Annotated in this window: 21 protein-coding genes and 1 pseudogene; 18 read left to right on the forward strand and 4 right to left on the reverse strand. The window is 27.2% G+C overall.

The window, feature by feature from the left end:
* Window positions 1-2: 2 nt before the first annotated feature.
* The 12 genes and pseudogenes from FMAG_RS03195 (at window position 3) to FMAG_RS03245 (ending at window position 11092) form a co-directional block, all read left to right on the forward strand.
* Window positions 3-1817, forward strand: coding sequence for a DUF2207 domain-containing protein (locus FMAG_RS03195; RefSeq protein ID WP_005883964.1), 1815 nt, complete (start codon window positions 3-5; stop codon window positions 1815-1817).
* Between the two features lie 23 nt (window positions 1818-1840).
* Window positions 1841-2392, forward strand: a complete 552-nt coding sequence (locus FMAG_RS03200; protein ID WP_005883966.1) for a LemA family protein — start codon at window positions 1841-1843, stop codon at window positions 2390-2392.
* A 15-nt stretch (window positions 2393-2407) separates the two neighbouring features.
* Window positions 2408-2554, forward strand: coding sequence for a hypothetical protein (locus FMAG_RS13725; RefSeq protein WP_154499296.1), 147 nt, complete (start codon window positions 2408-2410; stop codon window positions 2552-2554).
* Window positions 2555-2727: 173 nt separating this feature from the next.
* Window positions 2728-4785 (forward strand): BglG family transcription antiterminator, encoded by a 2058-nt coding sequence (locus FMAG_RS03205; RefSeq protein WP_040493586.1) that lies wholly within the window; start codon window positions 2728-2730, stop codon window positions 4783-4785.
* A gap of 148 nt (window positions 4786-4933) precedes the next feature.
* Window positions 4934-5365, forward strand: coding sequence for a PTS sugar transporter subunit IIA (locus tag FMAG_RS03210; protein WP_005883970.1), 432 nt, complete (start codon window positions 4934-4936; stop codon window positions 5363-5365).
* A 43-nt stretch (window positions 5366-5408) separates the two neighbouring features.
* Entirely contained in the window at window positions 5409-5684 is a 276-nt protein-coding gene (locus FMAG_RS03215) for a PTS sugar transporter subunit IIB (RefSeq protein WP_005883972.1), read from the forward strand.
* A gap of 32 nt (window positions 5685-5716) precedes the next feature.
* A complete protein-coding gene (locus FMAG_RS03220) occupies window positions 5717-7054 on the forward strand; it encodes a PTS ascorbate transporter subunit IIC (RefSeq protein ID WP_005883973.1) in 1338 nt (445 codons plus the stop codon).
* Window positions 7055-7119: 65 nt separating this feature from the next.
* Window positions 7120-7938, forward strand: coding sequence for a transketolase (locus FMAG_RS03225; protein WP_005883975.1), 819 nt, complete (start codon window positions 7120-7122; stop codon window positions 7936-7938).
* Window positions 7939-7950: 12 nt separating this feature from the next.
* Entirely contained in the window at window positions 7951-8892 is a 942-nt protein-coding gene (locus tag FMAG_RS03230) for a transketolase family protein (protein ID WP_005883977.1), read from the forward strand.
* Between the two features lie 18 nt (window positions 8893-8910).
* Window positions 8911-9555, forward strand: coding sequence for a fructose-6-phosphate aldolase (gene fsa / locus FMAG_RS03235; RefSeq protein ID WP_005883979.1), 645 nt, complete (start codon window positions 8911-8913; stop codon window positions 9553-9555).
* Between the two features lie 14 nt (window positions 9556-9569).
* A pseudogene (deoC, locus tag FMAG_RS03240) lies at window positions 9570-10236 on the forward strand (deoxyribose-phosphate aldolase).
* A 55-nt stretch (window positions 10237-10291) separates the two neighbouring features.
* Window positions 10292-11092, forward strand: coding sequence for a Cof-type HAD-IIB family hydrolase (locus tag FMAG_RS03245; RefSeq protein ID WP_005883981.1), 801 nt, complete (start codon window positions 10292-10294; stop codon window positions 11090-11092).
* A 66-nt stretch (window positions 11093-11158) separates the two neighbouring features.
* Here FMAG_RS03245 and FMAG_RS03250 read toward each other — a convergent pair whose 3' ends face one another.
* From FMAG_RS03250 to FMAG_RS03260, 3 genes are all read right to left on the reverse strand, one after another.
* Window positions 11159-12076, reverse strand: coding sequence for an AEC family transporter (locus FMAG_RS03250; protein WP_005883983.1), 918 nt, complete (start codon window positions 12074-12076; stop codon window positions 11159-11161).
* Between the two features lie 87 nt (window positions 12077-12163).
* The gene (locus tag FMAG_RS03255; RefSeq protein WP_005883986.1) at window positions 12164-13306 is read right to left on the reverse strand and encodes an iron-containing alcohol dehydrogenase; all 1143 of its coding nucleotides are present in this window, start codon (window positions 13304-13306) and stop codon (window positions 12164-12166) included.
* A 145-nt stretch (window positions 13307-13451) separates the two neighbouring features.
* Window positions 13452-14240, reverse strand: coding sequence for an IclR family transcriptional regulator (locus FMAG_RS03260; protein ID WP_005883987.1), 789 nt, complete (start codon window positions 14238-14240; stop codon window positions 13452-13454).
* A 243-nt stretch (window positions 14241-14483) separates the two neighbouring features.
* On the opposite strand from FMAG_RS03260, the gene FMAG_RS03265 reads away from it, so the two are divergent.
* From FMAG_RS03265 to FMAG_RS03290, 6 genes are all read left to right on the forward strand, one after another.
* Window positions 14484-15449 carry a 2-keto-3-deoxygluconate permease gene (locus FMAG_RS03265; protein WP_005883989.1) on the forward strand — a complete coding sequence of 322 codons (966 nt, stop codon included), beginning with the start codon at window positions 14484-14486 and terminating at the stop codon, window positions 15447-15449.
* A gap of 69 nt (window positions 15450-15518) precedes the next feature.
* Entirely contained in the window at window positions 15519-15800 is a 282-nt protein-coding gene (locus FMAG_RS03270) for a UxaA family hydrolase (protein ID WP_005883991.1), read from the forward strand.
* A gap of 19 nt (window positions 15801-15819) precedes the next feature.
* Entirely contained in the window at window positions 15820-16980 is a 1161-nt protein-coding gene (locus tag FMAG_RS03275) for a UxaA family hydrolase (protein WP_005883993.1), read from the forward strand.
* A 70-nt stretch (window positions 16981-17050) separates the two neighbouring features.
* A complete protein-coding gene (locus FMAG_RS03280; protein WP_005883995.1) occupies window positions 17051-17932 on the forward strand; it encodes a fumarylacetoacetate hydrolase family protein in 882 nt (293 codons plus the stop codon).
* 11 nt (window positions 17933-17943) lie between these two features.
* Window positions 17944-18843, forward strand: coding sequence for a dihydrodipicolinate synthase family protein (locus FMAG_RS03285; protein WP_005883998.1), 900 nt, complete (start codon window positions 17944-17946; stop codon window positions 18841-18843).
* Window positions 18844-18982: 139 nt separating this feature from the next.
* A complete protein-coding gene (locus FMAG_RS03290) occupies window positions 18983-19924 on the forward strand; it encodes a D-2-hydroxyacid dehydrogenase (protein ID WP_005884000.1) in 942 nt (313 codons plus the stop codon).
* Window positions 19925-19973: 49 nt separating this feature from the next.
* On the opposite strand, the gene FMAG_RS03295 is transcribed toward FMAG_RS03290, so the two are convergent.
* A complete protein-coding gene (locus FMAG_RS03295) occupies window positions 19974-22034 on the reverse strand; it encodes a BglG family transcription antiterminator (protein WP_005884002.1) in 2061 nt (686 codons plus the stop codon).
* Between the last annotated feature and the right edge of the window lie 30 nt (window positions 22035-22064).

The following is a 22064-nucleotide window of genomic DNA, read 5'->3' on the forward strand; positions in this document are numbered from 1 at the left end:
ATATGGTTAAGAAAATTTTAGTGTTATCATTACTACTCTTTACTACTATATTTGGTCGTACAGTTTATGAGATAGAGAGATTAGATATAGTGGCTAATATTGAAAGAGATGGAAGCCTAGAAGTAGAGGAAAGAGTTATCTATGATATAGGGAAAATAAATGGAATTTTATACAACATAGATGCTTTGGGATATGGAAAATTCACTGATTTACAAATATTTTATGAAGATGATGGAGAATTTAAGCAAGCTAGAAATAATACAGCTCCAAGTGAAGGAAATTTTACTGTAAGTGTAGATGATGGCTTGTATAAGATAAAGCTTTATGCACCTAGTCAAAATGAAAGAAAAGAGTTTATTTTTAGATATAATTTGACAAGAGGAGTTACTGTATATAGAGATATTGCTCAACTCAATAGAAAAATGTTAGGAAAAGATTGGCAAAACTCAATAGGAAATATAAGTGTAACTGTAAATCTTCCTGAAAATGTAAAAAAAGATGATATATATGCCTTTGGACATGGACCTCTCACTGGAAATATAGAGATATTAGATGGAAAAAGTGTAAGATATACATTAAATGATTATCGTCCAGGGGAGTTTTTAGAGGTAAATCTACTTTTTCCTAAAAATATTTTAACAAGTTTTAATCCACTTCTTATGAAAAATAAAAGTGCTTTAAAAGAGATATTGGATATGGAAGGAAAATTGGCTAAAGAGGCTAATGATGCTAGAAAAAGAGCTATTATAGGTTTTTATCTAGGGAGAGTAGTTTTAGTTCTAGCTGTGGCTTGGTGGCTATTCTTAGTAGTATTTATCTATCTAAAAAATAGCAAGAGATATAAAGTAGAAAATGAGTATGGAGAGTATTTTAGAGAGTTACCAGATGATTATTCTCCGTCAATAGCAGGAACTTTGGTATCTAGAAATCTATATCCAAGTGGTAGAGAGCTTTTTGCTATGTTATTGGACTTAGTAAGAAAGGGACATTTAAAACTAGAAGAGGGAGAAAAAACAACTACATTGATATTACAAGAGAGTGGTAAACCCCTAAGTGAAGAGGAAAAGTTTATATTGAATTGGTATATTAGAGAACTAGGAGATGGAGAAAAAATAATTTTAGAAAGTGTAGAAGCCTCAATAAAAGGAAGAGGTGGAGCAAAGGAGTTCAATAGAAACTATGAGAGATGGAGAACTATTGTCTACTCAGATATGCTAGAGAAAAATCTAAAGATGGATAAGAGAGATAAATTTTCTACATCGTTAGGAATATTTACAGGGATAGCTTATTTTATAGGTGGAGGAATGTTAGTAGTATATTTTCAAAGTGAACTCTTTATATTAATGATTTTATTAGGATTTATATTACTGCCATATACTTTTTCTAGAAAAAGAGCTAGTTTAGAAAAAGAGAAAGCTATTTCAAGATGGGAAGCTTTTAAAAAGTTTTTAGTAGATTACAGTAACTTAGAAGAGGCAAAGTTAGCTTCTATTGAGTTATGGGAGCACTATTTTGTCTATGCTGTTGCCCTTGGAGTAGCTGAAAAAGTAGCAAAAGGATATAGTAAGATTATGTCTAAAAAAGGAGAAGAATCTACTATTATAGGTGGAAGAGGTTATAGAAATAATTCTCTTATGAATATGTATCTATATAGTCATGCTTTTAGAAGTATGGAAAGAAATACAAGCTTTGTAGCTCAAAGAGCTATGGAAAGTGTAGCTAGATCTTCTCGTTCTTCAGCAAGAGGAAGAGGAGGAGGATTTAGCGGAGGTTCATCTGGTGGCGGTGGAGGCCGTAGTGGTGGAGGAGCTTTCTAAAAAGTTGTAGGTAGGAGGAAAAAATGATAGTATTATTAGTAATTTTGGGATTAGTTATTTTATTAGTTTTAATAGGAATAGGATATCAAAACAAATTTGTAAAATTACAAGAGAGAGTAAAAAATTCTTGGAGTCAAATAGATGTACAACTTCAAAAAAGATTTGATTTGATACCTAATCTTGTAGAGGTTGTAAAGGGATATGCAACTCATGAAAAGGAAACTTTAGAAAGAGTAGTAGCTGCTAGAACTCATTATACTACTGCAGGAACAGTTGATGAAAAAATAAAAGCAAGTGGAGAGTTAGGAAGTGTATTGAGTAGACTTATGATGGTATCAGAAAGTTATCCAGAGTTGAAAGCTAATACAAATTTTTTAGATTTACAAAATCAATTAAAAGATATAGAAAATAAAATAGGGTTTACTCGTCAATTTTATAATGACACTGTAACTGCTTATAATCAGGCTATCAGAATGATACCTGGAAATATTTTTGCAGGGATGTTTAATTTTAAAGAGGAGCCATTGTTTAAGGTAGAAAGTGAAGTTAGAGAGGCACCAAAGGTAAAGTTTTAAAGGAAGGGATAGATTTTGTCAAGTACAACAATAATAGCTATATTGATAATAATAGTTTTATGCTTTATTTTATATAAAAGCTTAAATCTTCTATTAAAAGTAGGGTTTGTTTTACTAATAACAGGATATCTATATTATCAATATGGACAGGGATTACTGTAAGAGAAAAGAGAGGAGCTTTTTATATAATACGCTCCTCTTTTTAATTTTGAAAGATATTGATAATTTTATTTAATAATAGAAAAAATTGTAAAATAAAAATTACAAAAAATGTTAGTTTTTTTAAAACTAATAATAATATATACTATAAAATATATATGAAAGGGGTGAAAAGTTTGTTAAGTTCAAGAGGGAATAATATTATAAAGAGTTTATGTAAAAATAATGGTGAAGGAACAATAAAAGAATTAGCAAAACTTCTTAATATATCTGAAAGAAGTATAAGATATGAGCTTGATAAAATAGATGACTACTTTATTTCAAATAAATTGAAACCACTAAAAAGAAAATTTGGAGGAAATATATATTTAGAGGATTATAAAAATTTTTTAGAAAATGATGAAATAGAGGATAAAAATAGTAATTTAGATATATATGAAAGAAGAGAATATCTATCTTTTATCTGTATATTTGATGAGAAAATAAATCTTACAAAAGCTAGTGAAATACTTGATGTGAGTAGGACAACAATAAGAAATGATATAAGAGATATAAGAGAAGAGTTATTAAATAATAATTTGGAATTAAAAATATCGCAACAAGAAGGTTTGATTCTATCTGGAGAAGAGATAGACATAAGAAAACAACAATTAAAATTTCTAAGAAAGTATTCAAATTTTATATTTTACTCAAATGTAGGATTAAAAACTAGAAAAGAATTGATAGTAGAAGAATATATTAAATATGTAGATATAAATATAATTAAAAATTTTATTAACTATATTCAAAAATTACTAAATAAAATAATATCAGATGAAGCTTATAATATTATAGCAATTTATTTAATAATTACAATAATTAGAATAAAGCAAGGAAAGGTTTTAGAAAAAATAGCAAATAAGCAATTTTTAAAAGAAACAGCAGAATATGATACTATTTTAAAAGCAAAAGGAATTTTAGAATCATCTTATGATATTTTTCTAGAAGAGAATGAAATATTACAAATTACAGATTATTTTTTAGGAAGCCATACATATAATTTTGAAAAATCTTATTATAGCAATTGGGTAGAAATTGATATATTAGTAAAAAAATTCATAGATAACTTTAATAAAAAAATTGATGTTGATATTTCTAAGGATAAATTGTTATTAGAAGGACTTTTAAATCATATTAAACCAACTATTTATAGATTACAAAATAAAATAAAATTAGAAAACTCTATTTTTGTAGAGGTATTAAATAGTTATCCTAATATATTTTATAATACCAAAAATTCTTTAAAAGATATTGAGAAGTATCTTGGGATAGAGTTTTCAAATGACGAGGTTGCTTTTTTGGCGATATATTTTAAATCAGCAATAGATAGAAATAAATATAAAAGAAAAAATTTAAAAAGAGTTTTAGTTGTATGTGGATATGGATATGGAACTTCTAGTCTTTTGGTTCAGCAATTAAAAGAAATATATACTATAAATATTGTAAAAACAATACCAAGACATCTTCTAGAAAAGACTTTACAAAAGGAAGAAGTAGATTTAATTATAAGTACTGTGGATATAGATAGCAGTTTTTCAATACCAGTAGTAAAAGTTAAATCTATTTTAGCCCAAGAAGATATAAATAATTTAGATAAATATTCTCTATCAAAACAAAGAAAAAGATATATGTTATCAGAATTAATGGAAATAATTGAACAAAATTGTAAAATTGAAAATAAAGAAGAACTTATTAAAGGATTAAATATTTATTTTGAGCAAAGACTTATAAATGATACAGAAGAAAATGAATACAAACTTTCAGATTTTCTAACTGAAGATAATATTTTGGTAAATCAAGAGGTAGAAAATTGGTTAGAAGCAGTTAAATTAGCAGGGGAAGTTTTAGTAAAAAATCATATTACAAAAGTTGAATATATAGATGCAATGATAGAAAATATAAATAAATTTGGACCATATGTGGTTATAGGAGAGAATATAGCTATTCCACATGCTCAAAAAGATGATTCTGTTTTAAAAACAGGAATGGGACTTGTAATTTTGAAAAAACCTATTCTTTTTCCAGACAATAGAAAAGTACAAGTTATATTAGCTTTTTCATCTTGGGATAATAAAGAACATCTGAATGCTTTAGCTGACTTGGTGGAGTTAATCACTAATTATAATTTGATTGAAAATCTTTCAAAGGCTAAAAATGTTAAACAAGTTTTGAAATATATAAATTTTAAAAAATAATAATATAAAGAAGGCTACTAAGTTTTTAAAGCTAGTATCCTTCTTTTTTTTTGTCAAAAAATGTAAAATGTAAATTGAACAAAAAAGATAATTGTAAAACAAAAAAAATAATTATAGAATAAAAATATAAAAAATACAGGAGGGTAATATGGGGATAAAGGATATTTTAGGAGATAAGATTCAAGTTGTAGAAAAAATTGAAACATGGGAAAAAGCTATAGAGATTGGAGCACAACCATTAATCAATAGTGGGAAAATAAAGTTTGGGTATGTTAAAAGTATGATAGAAAATATAAAAAATTTAGGTCCTTATATAATTTTAATACCAGGAGTAGCTATGCCACATGCAAGACCTGATGAAAATGTATTAGAAAGTTCTCTTTCTTTATTAAAAGTAAATGAAGGGGTTAAATTTTCAGAAAATACAGATAAAGTGTATTTGTTATTTTGTTTAGCAGCAAAAGATAGTAGTTCTCATATTGAAATCATTGAAAAGTTAGCAGATATTTTAGGAGATGAAGAGAAGATTGAGAAGTTAATCACTTCAAAAACAATTGGGGAGTTAAAAAATAATTTATAATAAAAAATTAAAATAAAAAAGAAAAATCAAGGAGGAATTAATTATGAAAATAACAGCAGTATGTGGAACAGGTTTAGGAAGTAGTTTTATGCTAGAAATGAATGTAAAGAAAGTTTTAAAGGAGTTAGGAGTAACAGCTGAAGTAACTCATACAGATTTAGCTTCAGTTATTGAAAGTGATTCAGATTTCTTTATAATGTCAAGAGATATAGCAGGAAGTGCTCATATTTCAAATAAGATAGTTTTATCAAATATTATAAATTTAGCTGAAATCAAAGAAGCTATTGTAAAAGCGTTTCAAGAAAAAGGAATTTTATAATAAAAATATAAAATATTTGAGGAGGCAAAGACATGTTAAAATTAATAGTGGACATTTTAAGTGTACCAGCAATATTGGTAGGTTTAATTTCTTTAATTGGATTACTATGTCAAAAGAAAAATTTTTCTGATACAGTAAAAGGAACTATAAAAACAATACTAGGTTTCATAGTTCTTACTGGAGGAGCAGGAATACTTACAAATGGTTTGGTTCCATTTGGTCAAATGTTTGAAGTAGGGTTTAAGGTACAAGGTATTGTTCCTAATAATGAAGCAATAGTTGCTTTAGCAATAGCTAAATATGGAACTGTAACAGCTTTAATAATGGCTTTTGGTATGTTAGCAAATATTTTAATTGCTAGATTTACAAAATTAAAATATATATTTTTAACAGGACATCATACATTTTATATGGCATGTATGATAGCAGTTATATTGGCAGTTGCAGGATTCCAAGGAGCAATGTTAGTATTTGTAGGATCAGTAGTTTTAGGATTTTCAATGGCATTTTTCCCAGCACTTGCTCATCCAACAATGAAAAAAATAACTGGAACTGATGATGTTGCATTTGGACATTTTGGTACAGTAGGTTATGTTTTAGCAGCTAAGATAGGAGCTTTAGTAGGAAAAGGATCAAAATCAACTGAAGAGATGAATCTTCCTAAAAACTTATCTTTCTTAAGAGATAGTTCAATATCAATATCTTTAACAATGTTAGTATTATATTTAATTACTTCATTTGCAGCAGGGGCAGATTATGTTCAAACTAATTTAAGTAATGGACAAAACTTCATAATTTATTCAGTACTTCAAGCAATAACATTTGCAGCAGGAGTATTTGTAGTATTACAAGGAGTTAGATTGATTTTAGCAGAAATTGTTCCAGCATTTACAGGAATTTCACAAACTTTAGTGCCTAATGCAAAACCTGCAATAGATTGTCCAGTTGTTTTTCCATATGCACCAAATGCAGTATTAATTGGATTTTTATGTAGTTTTTTAGGAGGAATAGTAGGATTATTTATTTTGGGAGTATTAAATTGGGTGTTAATTATACCAGGAGTTATTCCTCATTTCTTCTGTGGTGCGACAGCAGGAGTATTTGCAAATGCAACTGGAGGTAGAAGGGGAGCAGCTGTAGGATCATTTATACATGGAGTATTTATAACATTTGTACCAGTGGTTTTACTTCCAATATTAGGAGAGTTAGGATTTGCAAATACAACATTCTCAGATGCTGACTTTGGAGTTGTTGGAGCATTATTAGGAGTATTAGCAGGAAACTTTAATAAATATATAATTTTGGTAGTATTTGCAGTATTTATTTTATTAGCTTTTATTTTCCCAAGAAATCAAAAAAAAGAAAATTAAAATAGAAGTTATTTAAAGGCTATTTTTTAATAGCCTTTAATATTTAAAATGAAAGGGAGAAAACTATGGAAAAATATATAAAAATGAATAAATTTTGTAAAGAAATAAGAAGAGAAACTTTAAAAATGCTTTTACATAGAGGATTTGGTCATCTGGGTGGAGCTATGTCAATAGTAGAAACCTTAGCAGTATTATATAGTAATATGAAAGTAGATCCTAAAAATCCTAAAATGGAGGATAGAGATTATTTAGTTTTATCTAAAGGACATGCTGGACCGGCTTTATATTCGACATTAGCATTAAAAGGATTTTTTGATTTGGAAGTATTAAATACTTTAAATAATAATGGAACTATACTTCCAAGTCATCCAGATAGAAATTTAACTCCAGGAATAGATATGACAACAGGTTCTTTAGGTCAAGGAATATCAGCAGCTGTAGGAGTAGCTATAGGATTACAAAGAAAAAATAGCGAAAGAAAAGTATATTGTATAGTTGGTGATGGGGAACTAAATGAAGGACAATGTTGGGAAGCTATTCAGTTTGCTGCACACAATAGATTAAAGAATTTTACTCTTTTTATTGACGATAATAAAAAACAATTAGATGGAACAACAGAAGAAATTTGTAATCCATTTGATTTTATAAAAAAAATGGAAAGTTTTGGTTTTGAGACTATAAAAGTAAATGGAGCTTCAGTTGAGGAAATAGATAAAGCTGTAAGTAAGGATACAGATGGAAGACCTAAGTGCATAGTATTAGATACTATTAAAGGACAAGGGGTAGAATATTTTGAAAATTTAAAAGCTAATCATCATATTAGATTTACAGATGAAATGAAAGAGATATTAAAGAGTGAAATAGCAAAGTTAGATATTGAGTAGGAGGAAATTGAAATGGCAAAATATGAATTAGAAAAATTAGAAATGAGAAAAGCATATAGTTCAACATTAGATGAATTAATCAATGAAGACAAAAGAGTTTTTGTTCTAGAGGCCGATTTAGCAGAAGCAATTTCTACGAACTCAATAGCTAAAACAAATAAAGAGAACTATATAAATTGTGGAATTATGGAATCCAATATGGTTGGAGTAGCAAGTGGACTTTCATTAGTTGGAGATATACCTTTTATTCATACATTTAGTCCATTTGCAACTAGAAGAGATTTTGACCAAGTATTTTTATCAGGAGCTTATGCAAAAACTAATATAAAAATATTGGGATCAGACCCAGGAATCTATGCTCAACATAATGGTGGAACTCATACTTCTTTTGAAGATATAGCTCTTATGAGAACGATACCAACTGCAGTAGTAATGTCGATTTCAGATACAACGATGATGAAGAATATTTTAAGACAAATAAAAGATAGTTATGGAATACATTATTTAAGTGCAGTAAGAAAAGGTTCGTATAAACTTTATGATGAAAGTGAGAAATTTAAAATTGGAAAAGGAAAAGTATTAAGAGAAGGAAAAGATTTAACTATAGTTGCATGTGGGATAATGGTTGTAGAAGCCTTAAAAGCTGCAGATATTCTTAAAGAAGAGGGAATAGAAGTAACAGTGATAGATATGTTTACTATAAAACCAATAGATAAGGAATTGATTTTAAAATATGCAAAACAAACAAAAGGATTTGTAACTGCCGAAAATCATAATATAATTGGAGGATTAGGAAGTGCAGTAGCAGAGATTTTAGTTGAAAATTATCCTGTACCTTTAAGAAGAGTTGGAGTTGAAGATAGATTTGGGCAAGTAGGAACTTTAGATTATCTTCAAAAAGAGTATAAATTAACAGCAGAAGAAATATTAAAAAAAGCTAAAGAGTTATTATAAGATAAAGAGGTATAGATTATGAAAATATTTATAGATACAGCTAATTTAGATGAAATAAGAAAAGCTGAAAGTTATGGAGTAATAGCAGGTGTAACAACTAATCCATCACTTGTGGCAAAAGAAAATGGAGATTTTGAAAAAATAATAACAGAGATAACTAAAATAGTGGATGGGCCTATTAGTGCTGAAGTATTATCTTTGGAAGCAGAAAAGATGATAGAAGAAGGAAAAAAATTAGCAAAAATTCATAAAAATGTTGTTATAAAATTACCTACAACTTTTGAAGGGTTAAAAGCTTGCAAGAGATTTAAAGAATTAGGAATAAAAACAAATTTAACTTTAATTTTTACATTAAATCAAGCATTACTAGCAGCAAGGGCAGGAGCTACATATGTTAGTCCATTTATAGGAAGGCTAGAAGATACAGGTGTAAGTGGAATAGAATTAATAAAAAATATAAGAGATACATTTGATAAACATGGAATAACAACAGAAATAATTGGAGCAAGTATAAGAAATCCTTTCCACGTAGAAGAAATTGCTAAAGCAGGGGCACATATAGGAACTCTACCATTTAAAGTAATTGAAAGTATGATAAAACACCCACTAACAGATGCTGGAATACAGAAGTTTTTAGCAGATTGGGAAAAAATTAGTAAATAAGTAGAGGTAACAGAATGAAAAATAAAATTTTAAGTATTGTAGATCATACACTTCTAACTCAGACAGCTACTTGGAAAGAGATTAAACAAATACTTGATGATAGTATTAAATATGAAGTTGCATCTGCATGTATACCAGCTTCTTATGTTAAAAGAGCAAAAGAATATGTAGATAGTAAATTAGCTATTTGTACAGTAATAGGATTTCCAAATGGATATTCAACAACTGCTGTAAAAGTGTTTGAAACAGAGGATGCTATAAAAAATGGTGCTGATGAAATAGATATGGTTATTAATATTGGAGATGTAAAAAATGGAGATTATCAATCTATTTTGGAAGAGATAAAAAAAATAAAAAAAAGCTTGTGGTAAAAAGGTATTAAAAGTAATTATAGAGACATGCCTTTTAACTGAAGAAGAAAAAATAAAAATGTGTAAAGTAGTAACAGAGTCTGGAGCTGAATATATAAAAACATCTACTGGATTTTCTACAGGAGGAGCTACATTTGAAGATGTAGCTTTAATGAAAAAATTTGTAGGAGAAAATGTAAAAATAAAAGCTGCTGGTGGTATTTCATCATTAGAGGATGCAGAAAAATTTATGGAGCTTGGAGCTAATAGACTTGGAACAAGTAGAATAGTAAAAATAATTAAAGGAGAAAAAGTTAAAAATAGTTATTAATAACATTAAAAGGTAACCAAAAGGTTACCTTTTTTATAAAATTAGGAGGAAATAAATGAAATATAAAATGGTAGTATCTGATTTGGATGGAACACTTTTAAATTCTAATCATAAGTTATCACAATACACAATAGATATAATAAAGAAAATTTCTGAAAAGGGAATAAAATTTGTTATAGCAACAGGAAGGCATTATAAGGATGCTAGATATTTTTTTAATCAAATAGAAACAGGAAAATATCTAATATCTGGTAATGGTTCTTTTGTTCATAATGAATTAGGAGAAGTAATTAGTAGAAAAAGTATTTCAAAAGAATTAACTAAAAAGTTATTAGAGTTAAAAGTTCAAGAAGGAACATCAACAAGTATCTATATTGGTGGAGAATGGTTTACAAATTTAATGGTTCCAGATTATATTGAATTTCATAAAGAATCAAAATTTACTCCTAAGGTATGTTCATTAGAGAATTTTAAGGATAAAAAGGTGGAAAAAATATTTTTTATTCATAAGGACAGGGAGGTTATTGAAAAATTAGAGAAACAATTGTATGAGCTAGGATTAGATAAAGAACTAAATATAGCTACTTCACAGCCTACTTGTCTAGAATTAATGGACAAAAGTGTTAATAAAGGAGAAGCTTTAAAAAACTTACTTGAATATGAAAAAATAAGTGCAGAAGAAGTTATAGCGTTTGGTGATGCTTTGAATGATAAAGAGATGTTAGAATTAGTTGGAAAAGGAGTAATAATGGGGAATGGAGATAAAAAACTACAAAATTTATTACCTAATTGTGAAATAATTGGGATATCTGATGAAGAGTCGGAAGGTAAGTTTTTAGAAAAAATTTATAAATAAGATTAATTTTAAAAATATTAGGAAATTAATAATGAATGAGAGGATTTTTATAAATCCTCTCATTCATTAAATTTCTAGATAGATTATTAAAAATGTTATAATAATAATACTGAAGATAATAGATAGTGATGAAGCAAAACTAGATAAACCAGAGTTTCCATCACATTTTTCAGTAAAGTAGGAAGAAAGAGCAGAAATAGGAGCAAAGATAGCAATAACTAATACTTGACGAATAACTAATGAAAATGGTAAAAAATTATAGAAGATAAAGGCAGTTATTCCAGCAAAAATATACCTTATAATTAAAATAAAGAAAGCTTTTGAAATATAGTCCCATTTAAAACTTATTTCAAACATAAGTCCAACCATTAACATAGCCATAAATCCATTAGCTGCACCAATTAAAGAGGTTATTGAAATTATAGGAGCAGGAATTTTAATTCCTATTATAGCTAAGATTAGCATCAAAATATATGTCATAAAAGGAACTGATTTATAAAGTTTTTCAAAAATATTTTTTAAGGAATTTTTTTCATTAGAATCATTTATAGCCATTGTTGTTAGAGCATATGAGCCACCTGTACAACTAATAGAGTTTCCCACGTCAAACATACAGATAGCTATAACTCCAAAAGAACCAAGAAAATTTTGTATAAATGGAAGAGTAAATGCTCCAATATTATATCCAGAAAAATTTAGCATATATAGCGCTTTAATTTTCGAGTCTTTTTTTCTAGAGAAAATATAACCAAGAAATATTAAAGTTAAGTTACACAATAAACCTAAAAAAACTAAAATAAAAAGAGAATTATCTTTTTGAAAACTTCCAAAACTACTTATAATAGCAGAAGGAAGAATTATATTAATAACAGTTTTATTAACAAACTTAGAATCCTCTTGAGAGAAAAATTTTTTCTTTTTGAGAAAATAACCTAAAAAAATAATAAAAACAAAAGAACTAGCTTTAAGTAAAATATTATACATTTTTCCTCCAAATGTTGGTAATTACAGGAAATACTATAAAAGAGAAAAAATAGCTATTATATTAACAGCTATTTTTTCTTTATAATATTAAGATATTTTTTTGAAAAGTTCAATTAATGTTTCTTTAGAGAAGAATACAGGGTTTGCTCCTGCACAAGCATCCTTCATAGAATTTTCTGCTAATAATTCAAAATCAGGATTATCTACTCCAACTTCCTTAAGTGATTTAGGGATTCCTACTTCTTCAGATAATAATTTAATTTTATTAATTACAAAATCAACACATTCTTTATCAGTTTTATTTTCAGTATCTAATCCTATAACTTTTGCAATTGGTCTAAATTTTTCAGGAACATGTTTAGCATTTTCTTCTTCAACAATTGGAAGTAACATAGCATTACAAACACCATGAGGTAAATCATATAGTCCACCTAATTGATGAGCCATAGCATGAACATTTCCAAGTCCAGCATTACTAAATGCTATTCCATTTAGGAAACAAGAGTAGCACATTTGTTCTCTTGCATTAACATCATGTCCATTTTTAACTGCAGTAGGAAGATAATCAAAAATTTCTTTAATAGCATAAAGTGCAGTACAATTAGTGACATCCATAGCTCCTTTTGCTACAACTGCTTCAATAGCATGAGTTAAAGCATCCATTCCAGTAGCAGCAGTTAAAGCAGCTGGTTTTTCTAACATTAATTCAGGATCGTTTACAGTTATTGCTGCAAGCGAGTTAGTATCAACCATAATCATTTTTACATGTCTTTCTTCATCAGTAATAACATAGTTAATAGTAACTTCAGCAGAAGTTCCAGCAGTAGTAGTTATAGCAACAATTGGAAGAGATTTATTAGAAGTTTTATTAATTCCTTCATAATCTTTTATACTTCCACCATTAGTAGCTAATACAGCAATAGCTTTTCCACAATCTTGAGGGGATCCTCCACCTATTGTAATAACAATATCACATTTTTCTTCAACTAAAATTTTATATCCATTTTCAACATTAGTTACAGTTGGATTTGGTTTTACATCATTATAAACTGTAAATTCTAAATTAGCTTCTTTTAAAATATTTGTTACTTTCTCAACAGTTCCATTATTTGTTAGAAATTTATCACTTACTACAAATGCTTTTTTACATTTTAAATTTTTTAAGGGTTGAACTAAATCTTTTAAACATCCTTTTCCTAATAAGTTAATTGGTGGAATATAATAAATCATAATGACCTCCTAATATAAATAAAATACTCTTTAAGTGAATAATATCACACTTATATATTAAAGTCAATATTTTTTTGTATTTACATATCTGATTCGTATATAAGAATAACTAAAAAATAACACTTTAAAGTGTTATGTAAAAAAATTATCTATTTAAAATTAATTGAGAATCATTAATATCATGTTCTTTAAAAAATATTTCAATTTTATTCTTAGCGTTTAATAAATAACTAATTATTTGTTCCGATTTTTCTTGTGTTAATCTAAAAGATGGTGTACTAACACTAATAGCCGCAATAATTTTATTATTATTAGTCAAAGGCACACTAATACAGCTAGAATCTTCATTTACTTCACCATATTCAGTAGCAACTTTTGTTTGTTTTATTTCTTCAAGTTGTTTATATAAAATATCAAAATCTGTAATTGTATTTTTTGTATATGCTTTAAAACCTTCAGGATATAGGTTATTCAACTCTTCTTTTGAATAATTAAACAACATAGCTTTTCCAAGAGCAGTACAGTAAGCAGGAAGTTTTTTTCCAACTGAAGACAAAATTCTAATAGGATTAGTAGAATCAACTTTGGCTACATAAAGTACTTCTCCACCATCTAATATTCCCATTTGACATATTTCATCAGTTTTTTTGACTACATATTCCATTTCTGATTTTATAAATTGTAATGCATTCATGTTACTTGTATAAGAAGAACCTACACAAAATGAACTTATTCCAATTGTATAAGTATAAGTTTTTTCATTGAAGAAGATAAATTTTCTATTAGCCATTGTATGAATTATTGGTAATATCGTACTTTTTGGTGAATTAATTATTTCAGCAATTTGAGTTAATGTTAATCCTTCAGGATTAGATGCAAGAGTTTCTAAAATATTTAAAACTCTTAATGTTGGATTATGTTCTTTATTTTTCAATTTCCACCTCTAAAAATTATAATAACTGTTTAAAATCTATATTATATTATATCAGAAATTTATCAAAAAATGTATTAAATAATAATAATCTTGACTATTGTATAAAACTGTTTTAAAATAATACAAAAAATATTTTTTAAAAAACTATTGACAAGTAAAAAAAAATATATTATTATCAGATTATAGTGATACGAATTAAAGTACCAGGTACGTAATTACGAAAAGATTGTTTAGGAGGAAGATATGATATTAAAATTTTTAAGAAAAGTTCCAGCAGGAATGATGATTGTTCCACTTTTAATTGGGTCTTTTATGAATACTTTTTTTCCAGAAGCTTTGAAGATAGGATCTTTTACAACTGCAACATTTTCAAGTGCAGGAGCAGCAACAGCAATGGGAATTCAATTATTTTGTTTGGGAACTACTTTGCAATTAGCAGATATGCCAAAAGTTGTTAAACGTGGAGGGATATTATTAGTTTCTAAATTTATAATAGGTGCAGCTATAGGAATAGCGGTAGGAAAAATGTTTGGTTTTGCTGGAGTTTGTGGATTAACAACATTAGCAATAATAAGTGCAGTTACTAATAGTAATGGAAGTGTATATTTAGCATTGATGAAAACTTATGGAGATACTACAGATTGTGCTGCGATGGCTCTTCTAGCGTTGAATGATGGACCATTATTAACATTAATAGCACTAGGAGCATCAGGACTAGCTAATGTACCATTTATGGCATTAGTAGCTACAGTAATTCCTATAATTGTAGGAATGATAATAGGAAATCTTGATAAATCTATGAGAGATTTTATGGCTCCAGCTGGAGATATTTTAATACCATTTGTTGGATTTACATTAGGAGCAGGAATAAACCTAAGTAATGTTTTAAAAGGTGGAGTTCCAGGAATAGTATTAGGATTAATATCAGTATTTGTAGGAGGAGCTTTTATAGTATTTTGTGATAGAGTAATAGGAAGAAGACCTGGATATGCAGGTTGGGCAGTAGCAACAACAGCTGGAAATGCAGTAGCAGTACCCGCAGCAGTAGGAATAATAGATCCTGCTTGGGCTCCATATGTAGGAGGAGCTACAACTCAGGTAGCAGCAGCAGTAGTAGTAACAGCAATATTAGCTCCATTAATGACAAATTATTGGGCAAAAAAATATGGTTGTCCACAATTTGATAAAATAAAAGAAGAAATGAATTAAAGCTAGTATAAAGTAATAAAAAATGTTATTTTATAAATAAAAATATTTTAAAATAAAGGAGGAAGTTTAATGAAAATAAATGCTGTAGTAATTGATAAAAAAGATAATGTAGCTGTAGCAATAGAAACAGTAAAAAAAGGAGAAGTGGTAGCTTATAAATTAGATAATGAAACTGTTTCTTTAGAAGCTTTAACAGATGTTCAAATTTATCATAAATTAGCAAGTAAAGACATAAAAAAAGGTGAGCCAGTAGTTAAGTATGGAGAACATATTGGTATAGCTGGAAGAGATATACAAAAGGGTGAACATGTACATGTACATAATGTAGAAAGTCATAGGGAAGAACTTTAAATTTAAGGAGGAAGTTAAAATGAAATTTTTAGGATATAGAAGACCAGATGGAAAAGTAGGAATCAGAAATAAAATATTTATATTACCAGCAAGTGTTTGTGCTTCAGATACAACTAGAATAATTGCTTCACAAATTGAAGGGGCAGTAACTTTTAATAACCAAAATGGTTGTTCACAAGTAGCAGGAGATCAACAATTAACTATGGATGTAATGGCTGGAATGGCAGCAAATCCAAATGTTTATGGAATCATAGTAGTATCTTTAGGTTGTGAAAATTGTCAAATGGATTTAGTTGTAGATGCTATTAGAGAAAGAACAAATAAACCAATGGAAACATTTATAATTCAAGAAAATGGTGGAACAATCACAACAATAGAAAGAGCAGTACGTGCTGGAAGAAGAATGGCTCAAGAAGCTTCTATGCAACAAAGAGAAGAGTGTGATATTTCAGAATTAATAATAGGAACAGAATGTGGTGGTTCAGATCCAACTAGTGGTCTCGCATCTAATGTATTAATTGGAGAATTAAGTGATCGTTTAGTAGAGTTAGGATCAACTTCGATTTTATCAGAAACAACAGAATTTATAGGAGCAGAACATATATTAGCTTCAAGAGCAAAAAATGAAGAAGTAAAAGAAAGAATTTATGATATAGTACACAGATATGAAAAAGCACTTCAATTAGTCGGTGAAGAAGTAAGAGAAGGAAATCCATCTCCAGGAAATATAGCTGGTGGAATAACAACTCTTGAAGAAAAATCTTTAGGATGTATTCATAAAGGTGGACATTCAGTTGTAAATGCAGTATTTGATTATGGAAAACCAGTTACTGAAAAAGGATTAGTGATAATGGACACTCCAGGAAATGATCCTTCTTCAGTAGCAGGAATGGTTGCAGGAGGAGCTCAAATAATAGTATTCTCAACAGGAAGAGGAACACCTACAGGAAATCCAATATCACCAGTTATAAAAATAACAGGAAATAAAATAACATTTGAAAATATGAAAGATAATATTGATATTGATGCAAGTCCAGTAATTTATGGACCACAAACACTAAAGGAATTAGGAAATGAATTATTAGAAGAAGTTTTAAAAGTAGCAAATGGAAAACAAACAAAGGCTGAAACATTAGGATATACAGAAACAGCAATAGCTAGACTTTGTAACTATGTATAATAATTAATCTTAAGAGCAGGGGAATATTATTTCTCTGCTTTTAGATATAAATTTTAAAAGGAGTTTTTCCATGAAATTTATAAGATTTATAGTAAATAATATAGAAAAAATAGGAGTATTAGACAAAAGTGAAAAAAATATTATAGAACTTTTTACTACAAACAAAAATAAAAGAGATTCAATGATTGAGTTCATCGAGGAAATCGATGATAAAGTATTAAAAAATATAAAAAGTAAAATAGATAATGAAATTGGAAAATATAAAGTTGATGAAGTAGAAATTTGCTCTCCTATAAGAAAGCCAATTCATGATATTATTTGTGTTGGAGTAAATTATAGAAAACATTTAATAGAAACTCAAGAGAAATTTGATAATTCATTTAAAACTCCTGAAAAAACTGTTTATTTTTCAAAAAGAGCTAGTGAAATAATAGGAACGAACCAATCTATTAAAAGTAGGTTAGATCTAGATGAGAAGCTAGATTATGAAGTAGAATTAGCAGTAATTATAGGAAAAGCAGGAAAAAATATAGCTGAAAAAGAGGCAGAAAAATATATTTTTGGATATTCAATATTTAATGATATTTCGTCAAGAGGTTTACAAAAAGAACATATTCAATGGTATAGAGGAAAAAGTATAGATACTTATTCTACTATGGGACCAGTAATTTTACATAAATCATTAGTTCCACATCCACTAGAATTAAAGATTTGTAGTGAAGTTAATGATGAAATTAGACAAAATTCTAATACTAAGTATATGCTGTCTAATGTTTCAAAAATAATTTCAGAGATATCTAATGGAATAACTTTAGAGCCAGGAGATATTATTATAACAGGAACTCCAGATGGAGTGGGATTAGGATATAATCCACCTAAATTTTTAAAAAAAGAAGATATTGTAAAATGTAAAATAGAAAAAATAGGAGAATTAATAAATAAAGTAGAATAAAGGAGAAGTTTATGAAAAAAGCAATGTTTTTAACACCAGTAGTAACAGCTTTTAATAAGGAAGGAAAACTAGATGCTCAGGCAAATAGAAATGTTTGGGAACACTTAATAAAAGGTGGAATAGATGGAATCGTTATAATGGGAAGTACAGGAGAATTTTTCTCAATGTCAATGGAAGCTAAAAAGGAATTAATTGATTTAGCAACTGATTATATCAATAAAAGAGTAAAATTATATATAGGAACTAGCTGTATGACAATAGAAGAAACAGTAGAGTTATCAAATTATGCATTAGAAAAAGGTGCTGATGCTGTTATGATAATAGGACCTTACTATTTTTCATTATCACCAGAAAGTATAGAATATTATTTTGATGAAGTTGCAAAACAAGTAAAAGGAGACATTTATTTGTATAACTTCCCAGACAGAAATGGATATGATTTAACTGCTGAAATTACACTAAATTTATTACGTAAAAATAAAAATATAGTAGGATTTAAAGATACTGTAAGCGAAATGGGACACACAAGAAGATTATTAGCAACTGTAAGAGATGAGTTCCCTGAGTTTGTAGTTTTATCAGGATATGATGAAAACTTAGCTCATGTTATGTTATCAGATGGAAATGGATGTATTGGAGGATTATCAAATCTTTATCCAGAAGTTTTTGCAAAATGGGTAAAAGCTATTAATGAAAAAGATATGGATGAAGTAACTAGAATACAAAAAATAGTAGATAGAATGATGAAAATTTATGAAGTGGGAACACCATTTATTCCAGTAATGAAAAGAGCTATGACATTACGTGGAATAAATTTAGTTGATTATAGTATAAAACCATTTTTAGAAGTTAATGATAAGCAAGAAAAAGAGATTAAAGCAATTATAGAATATGTTGAGAAAAATTTCTAATTAGAATAAAAAATATATTGTAAATAAAAAATATATATAGTAAAATTCAAGAATAATTAAAGAAAAATATTTTATAAATCAAAATTATTTTTCTTAGTATAAAAAATTATTCTTGAATTTTTTTAGTTAAGGAGAAATTATGAAAATAGTAGTATTAGATGGTTATACAGAAAATCCAGGAGATTTATCTTGGGAATGGTTAAAAAAGTATGGAGAGGTTGAAATATATGATAGAACTCCTGAAGAGTTAGTATATGAGAGGTCAAAAGATGCAGAGGTAATAATAACAAACAAAGTTCCTTTTAATAGAGAAAGAGTTGAAAGATTACCTAAATTAAAATATATAGGAATTACAGCTGCTGGATATAATATTATAGATATAGAAGCTGTCAAAGAAAAAAATATTATAGTTACTAATACTCCAAATTATGGGTCAAAGGTCGTTGCACAAATGGTGTTTGCACATCTTTTAGAAATAACTAACAATGTAGGATTGCATAGTAAATCAGTAAAAGATGGAGAATGGAGTGAAAAATTAGATTTCTGTTATTGGAAAAAGCCAATAATAAGTTTAGAAGGAAAAACAATAGGGATATTAGGATATGGAAATATAGGAAAAGAGGTTGAAAAGATAGCACTTGTTTTTGGTATGAAAATCTTAATATATGATAGAAAAAATTTAAATATTGATAATCAAGTTACATTGGAAGAGATTTTAAAAAGAAGTGATGTTATAAGTTTACATCTTCCTTTGACAGAGGAAACTTATAGATTGGTAAATAAAGAGACAATAAAGAAGATGAAAAAAGATGTAATTCTAATAAATACTTCAAGAGGACCTTTAGTAGATGAAACTGATTTATTAGAAGCAATAAAATCTGGAAAAATATATGGAGTAGGGTTCGATGTATTAAAAAATGAACCACCTCAAAAAGATTCTGAACTATTAAAAAATGATAGAATAAATATTACTCCTCACATTGCTTGGGCTGCTATTGAAGCTCGTCAAAATATAATGAAGATAGCAGAAGAAAATTTAAAAAATTATTTAAATGGAAAAGTTATAAATAGTATATATTAATAAAAAGGAGCTATTGTAGTTTTTAGTAGAATAGCTCCTATCTTTTTTATTAAATATTTTTTGAAATAAAGTCAAAAATTCTTTTATTTGAAGAAAGTTTTAGAATTTTATCTATATTTTCTTTAGATTCAAAAATTTTACTAAATTCAATTAAGCTTTGTAAATGCTCATGTCCATCTTTACTAGCAAGAATTAAAATAAGATGAGTTTTTTTATCTTTGATTTGAATTTGTTTTTTGGATACTAATAACATTAAAGAAGTTTGAAAAATATTATCATTATTTTTAGCATGAAAAATACCAAAGCGTTCATCAACTACCATATAAGCACCATTATCTTCTACTATTTTAATTATATCTTTAATATAAGAAGAAGATACCAATTTTTTTTCAATGAATAAATCTCCTAGTTTCCAAATAGCATTTTTCCAGTTGAAGCCTTCATCTGTAATTACTATATTTTCTGCAGGAAGTAAAGTTTTAAGGTTTAAAATAGGAATAGGCGAATGAATATAATCATCAATAAAAAAATCATCTAAATTTTCTTTTAAAGCTTTAATAACAGTAGAAATTTCATTTTCTTTAATATTGTTTTTTATTAAATTTATAAGCACTTTAAGAGAGATCTTATTTTTATTTCTTTTAAAATTCAATGAATCTAAAAGAGCAAAATCATTTTTATCCAAAATAGGATTAACTTGTATTATAGGAATATTAATACTATTTTGATTAAAAGTTGTAGTTGTAAGAATATAGTCGATATTTTCTAGATTTTTATAATTTTTTAATTCATAAACAGGAAGAGTTGCAACTATCTCCACTTCATAATTTTCATGTAAATTTTGACTTAATAGCCTAGATGTTCCATATCCAAAATTACATACTATAAGGATTTTTTTCTTAACTTTTTTATTCTGTTCAATTCTTTCGATACTAGCTTTAAAGTAAACGACAAGGTAAGCAATTTCATCATTAGAGATTTCTTTTAATTCAGGTATATTTTCAATACTTTTTTTGACTATATCGAATAATTTTTTTTCTTTAAGAATAAGTTCTTCATAGATTGAATTTTCAAGATTTATTTTATTTTTTATTCTATATACAGCAGGTTTTAAATGGTTTAAAAGCCCATTAAAGAGAATTGTATCTTTAGTTAAATTATATTTTAGTTGAGAGCTTACATCTCTAATAAACTTTTCAATAAAAATTTCACTTCTAATCCAATTTTCATAAAAATCTATTTTTTTTGTATAAGTTTGACTTCCAAGAAAAAAATTTGTTAGTCTAATTAATTCGGTTTCATCTATTTTTATTTTAAATTCTTCTTCTAAAATATATTTTTTAGAGGTTAGAATTTTAAATTCTTCTTTTGATTTAAAAAACTCCTCATTATTAGTATTAGTTTGTAATTTATAGTTATTTGCTACTGTTTCTACGACAATAATTATATAAGCAATAAGCATTTGATAAGATTCATCAGATAAAATTTTATTACTTCTCTCTAGAACCTCTCTTATATATTGTGTAATAATATTGATTTTATCATAAGATATATGCTTGAAAGCATTATTAAAAATAAATTTGTTAGGATAATAATAAACTTCCTCTTGGAATATAAATCTTTTAATCAATCTACTGAGAGGGATTAAAATATATGTTCTACTAGAACCTCTTTTTAAAGAAAAAGTCCCATCATTATTAAGAGTAATTCCCATTTTATAGAAATTTTGCTTAACTTTCTCAAAATCACTTTTAAAAGTATTTCTAGTGATGTCTAATATTTCAATAATTCTTTGAATATTAAAAGGTTGATTATTGAGTAATATAAAAATTTCTAAAAATTCAACTCTCTCTTCAGAGGTTAAAATATATTGTAAATTATCTTGAGAAAAATCGAAAATATTTTTTTCAAAATTATTAAAATATATATTCCCCTTACTTAAAAATTCTATATTTGCATTCTTTTTCTCAATCAAAACTTCTATATTTTTTAGATCATATCTAGCAGAACTTTCAGAAATATTAAATTTTTCTGCAATTTCTTTAATAGAACTTTGTTTATGTTTTATTAGAAAATCTAAAATAAGTAGATTTCGAGTTGATAGTGTCATAATTCCTCCAGTAACAAAAAAGAGGCCATA

Origin of the sequence: Fusobacterium mortiferum ATCC 9817, assembly GCF_000158195.2 — a bacterium.
Taxonomy (GTDB): Bacteria; Fusobacteriota; Fusobacteriia; order Fusobacteriales; family Fusobacteriaceae; genus Fusobacterium_A; species Fusobacterium_A mortiferum.

Coding starts and splice junctions, on each gene's coding strand:
- FMAG_RS03215 (WP_005883972.1), top strand. CDS start 5,409: ATGAAAATAACAGCAGTATGTGGAACAGGTTTAGGAAGTAGTTTTATG.
- FMAG_RS03285 (WP_005883998.1), top strand. CDS start 17,944: ATGAAAAAAGCAATGTTTTTAACACCAGTAGTAACAGCTTTTAATAAG.
- FMAG_RS03275 (WP_005883993.1), top strand. CDS start 15,820: ATGAAATTTTTAGGATATAGAAGACCAGATGGAAAAGTAGGAATCAGA.
- FMAG_RS03280 (WP_005883995.1), top strand. CDS start 17,051: ATGAAATTTATAAGATTTATAGTAAATAATATAGAAAAAATAGGAGTA.
- FMAG_RS03245 (WP_005883981.1), top strand. CDS start 10,292: ATGAAATATAAAATGGTAGTATCTGATTTGGATGGAACACTTTTAAAT.
- FMAG_RS03290 (WP_005884000.1), top strand. CDS start 18,983: ATGAAAATAGTAGTATTAGATGGTTATACAGAAAATCCAGGAGATTTA.
- FMAG_RS03230 (WP_005883977.1), top strand. CDS start 7,951: ATGGCAAAATATGAATTAGAAAAATTAGAAATGAGAAAAGCATATAGT.
- FMAG_RS03295 (WP_005884002.1), bottom strand. CDS start 22,034: ATGACACTATCAACTCGAAATCTACTTATTTTAGATTTTCTAATAAAA.
- FMAG_RS03210 (WP_005883970.1), top strand. CDS start 4,934: ATGGGGATAAAGGATATTTTAGGAGATAAGATTCAAGTTGTAGAAAAA.
- FMAG_RS03220 (WP_005883973.1), top strand. CDS start 5,717: ATGTTAAAATTAATAGTGGACATTTTAAGTGTACCAGCAATATTGGTA.
- FMAG_RS03225 (WP_005883975.1), top strand. CDS start 7,120: ATGGAAAAATATATAAAAATGAATAAATTTTGTAAAGAAATAAGAAGA.
- FMAG_RS03200 (WP_005883966.1), top strand. CDS start 1,841: ATGATAGTATTATTAGTAATTTTGGGATTAGTTATTTTATTAGTTTTA.
- FMAG_RS03255 (WP_005883986.1), bottom strand. CDS start 13,306: ATGATTTATTATATTCCACCAATTAACTTATTAGGAAAAGGATGTTTA.
- FMAG_RS03195 (WP_005883964.1), top strand. CDS start 3: ATGGTTAAGAAAATTTTAGTGTTATCATTACTACTCTTTACTACTATA.
- FMAG_RS03265 (WP_005883989.1), top strand. CDS start 14,484: ATGATATTAAAATTTTTAAGAAAAGTTCCAGCAGGAATGATGATTGTT.
- FMAG_RS03250 (WP_005883983.1), bottom strand. CDS start 12,076: ATGTATAATATTTTACTTAAAGCTAGTTCTTTTGTTTTTATTATTTTT.
- FMAG_RS03270 (WP_005883991.1), top strand. CDS start 15,519: ATGAAAATAAATGCTGTAGTAATTGATAAAAAAGATAATGTAGCTGTA.
- fsa (WP_005883979.1), top strand. CDS start 8,911: ATGAAAATATTTATAGATACAGCTAATTTAGATGAAATAAGAAAAGCT.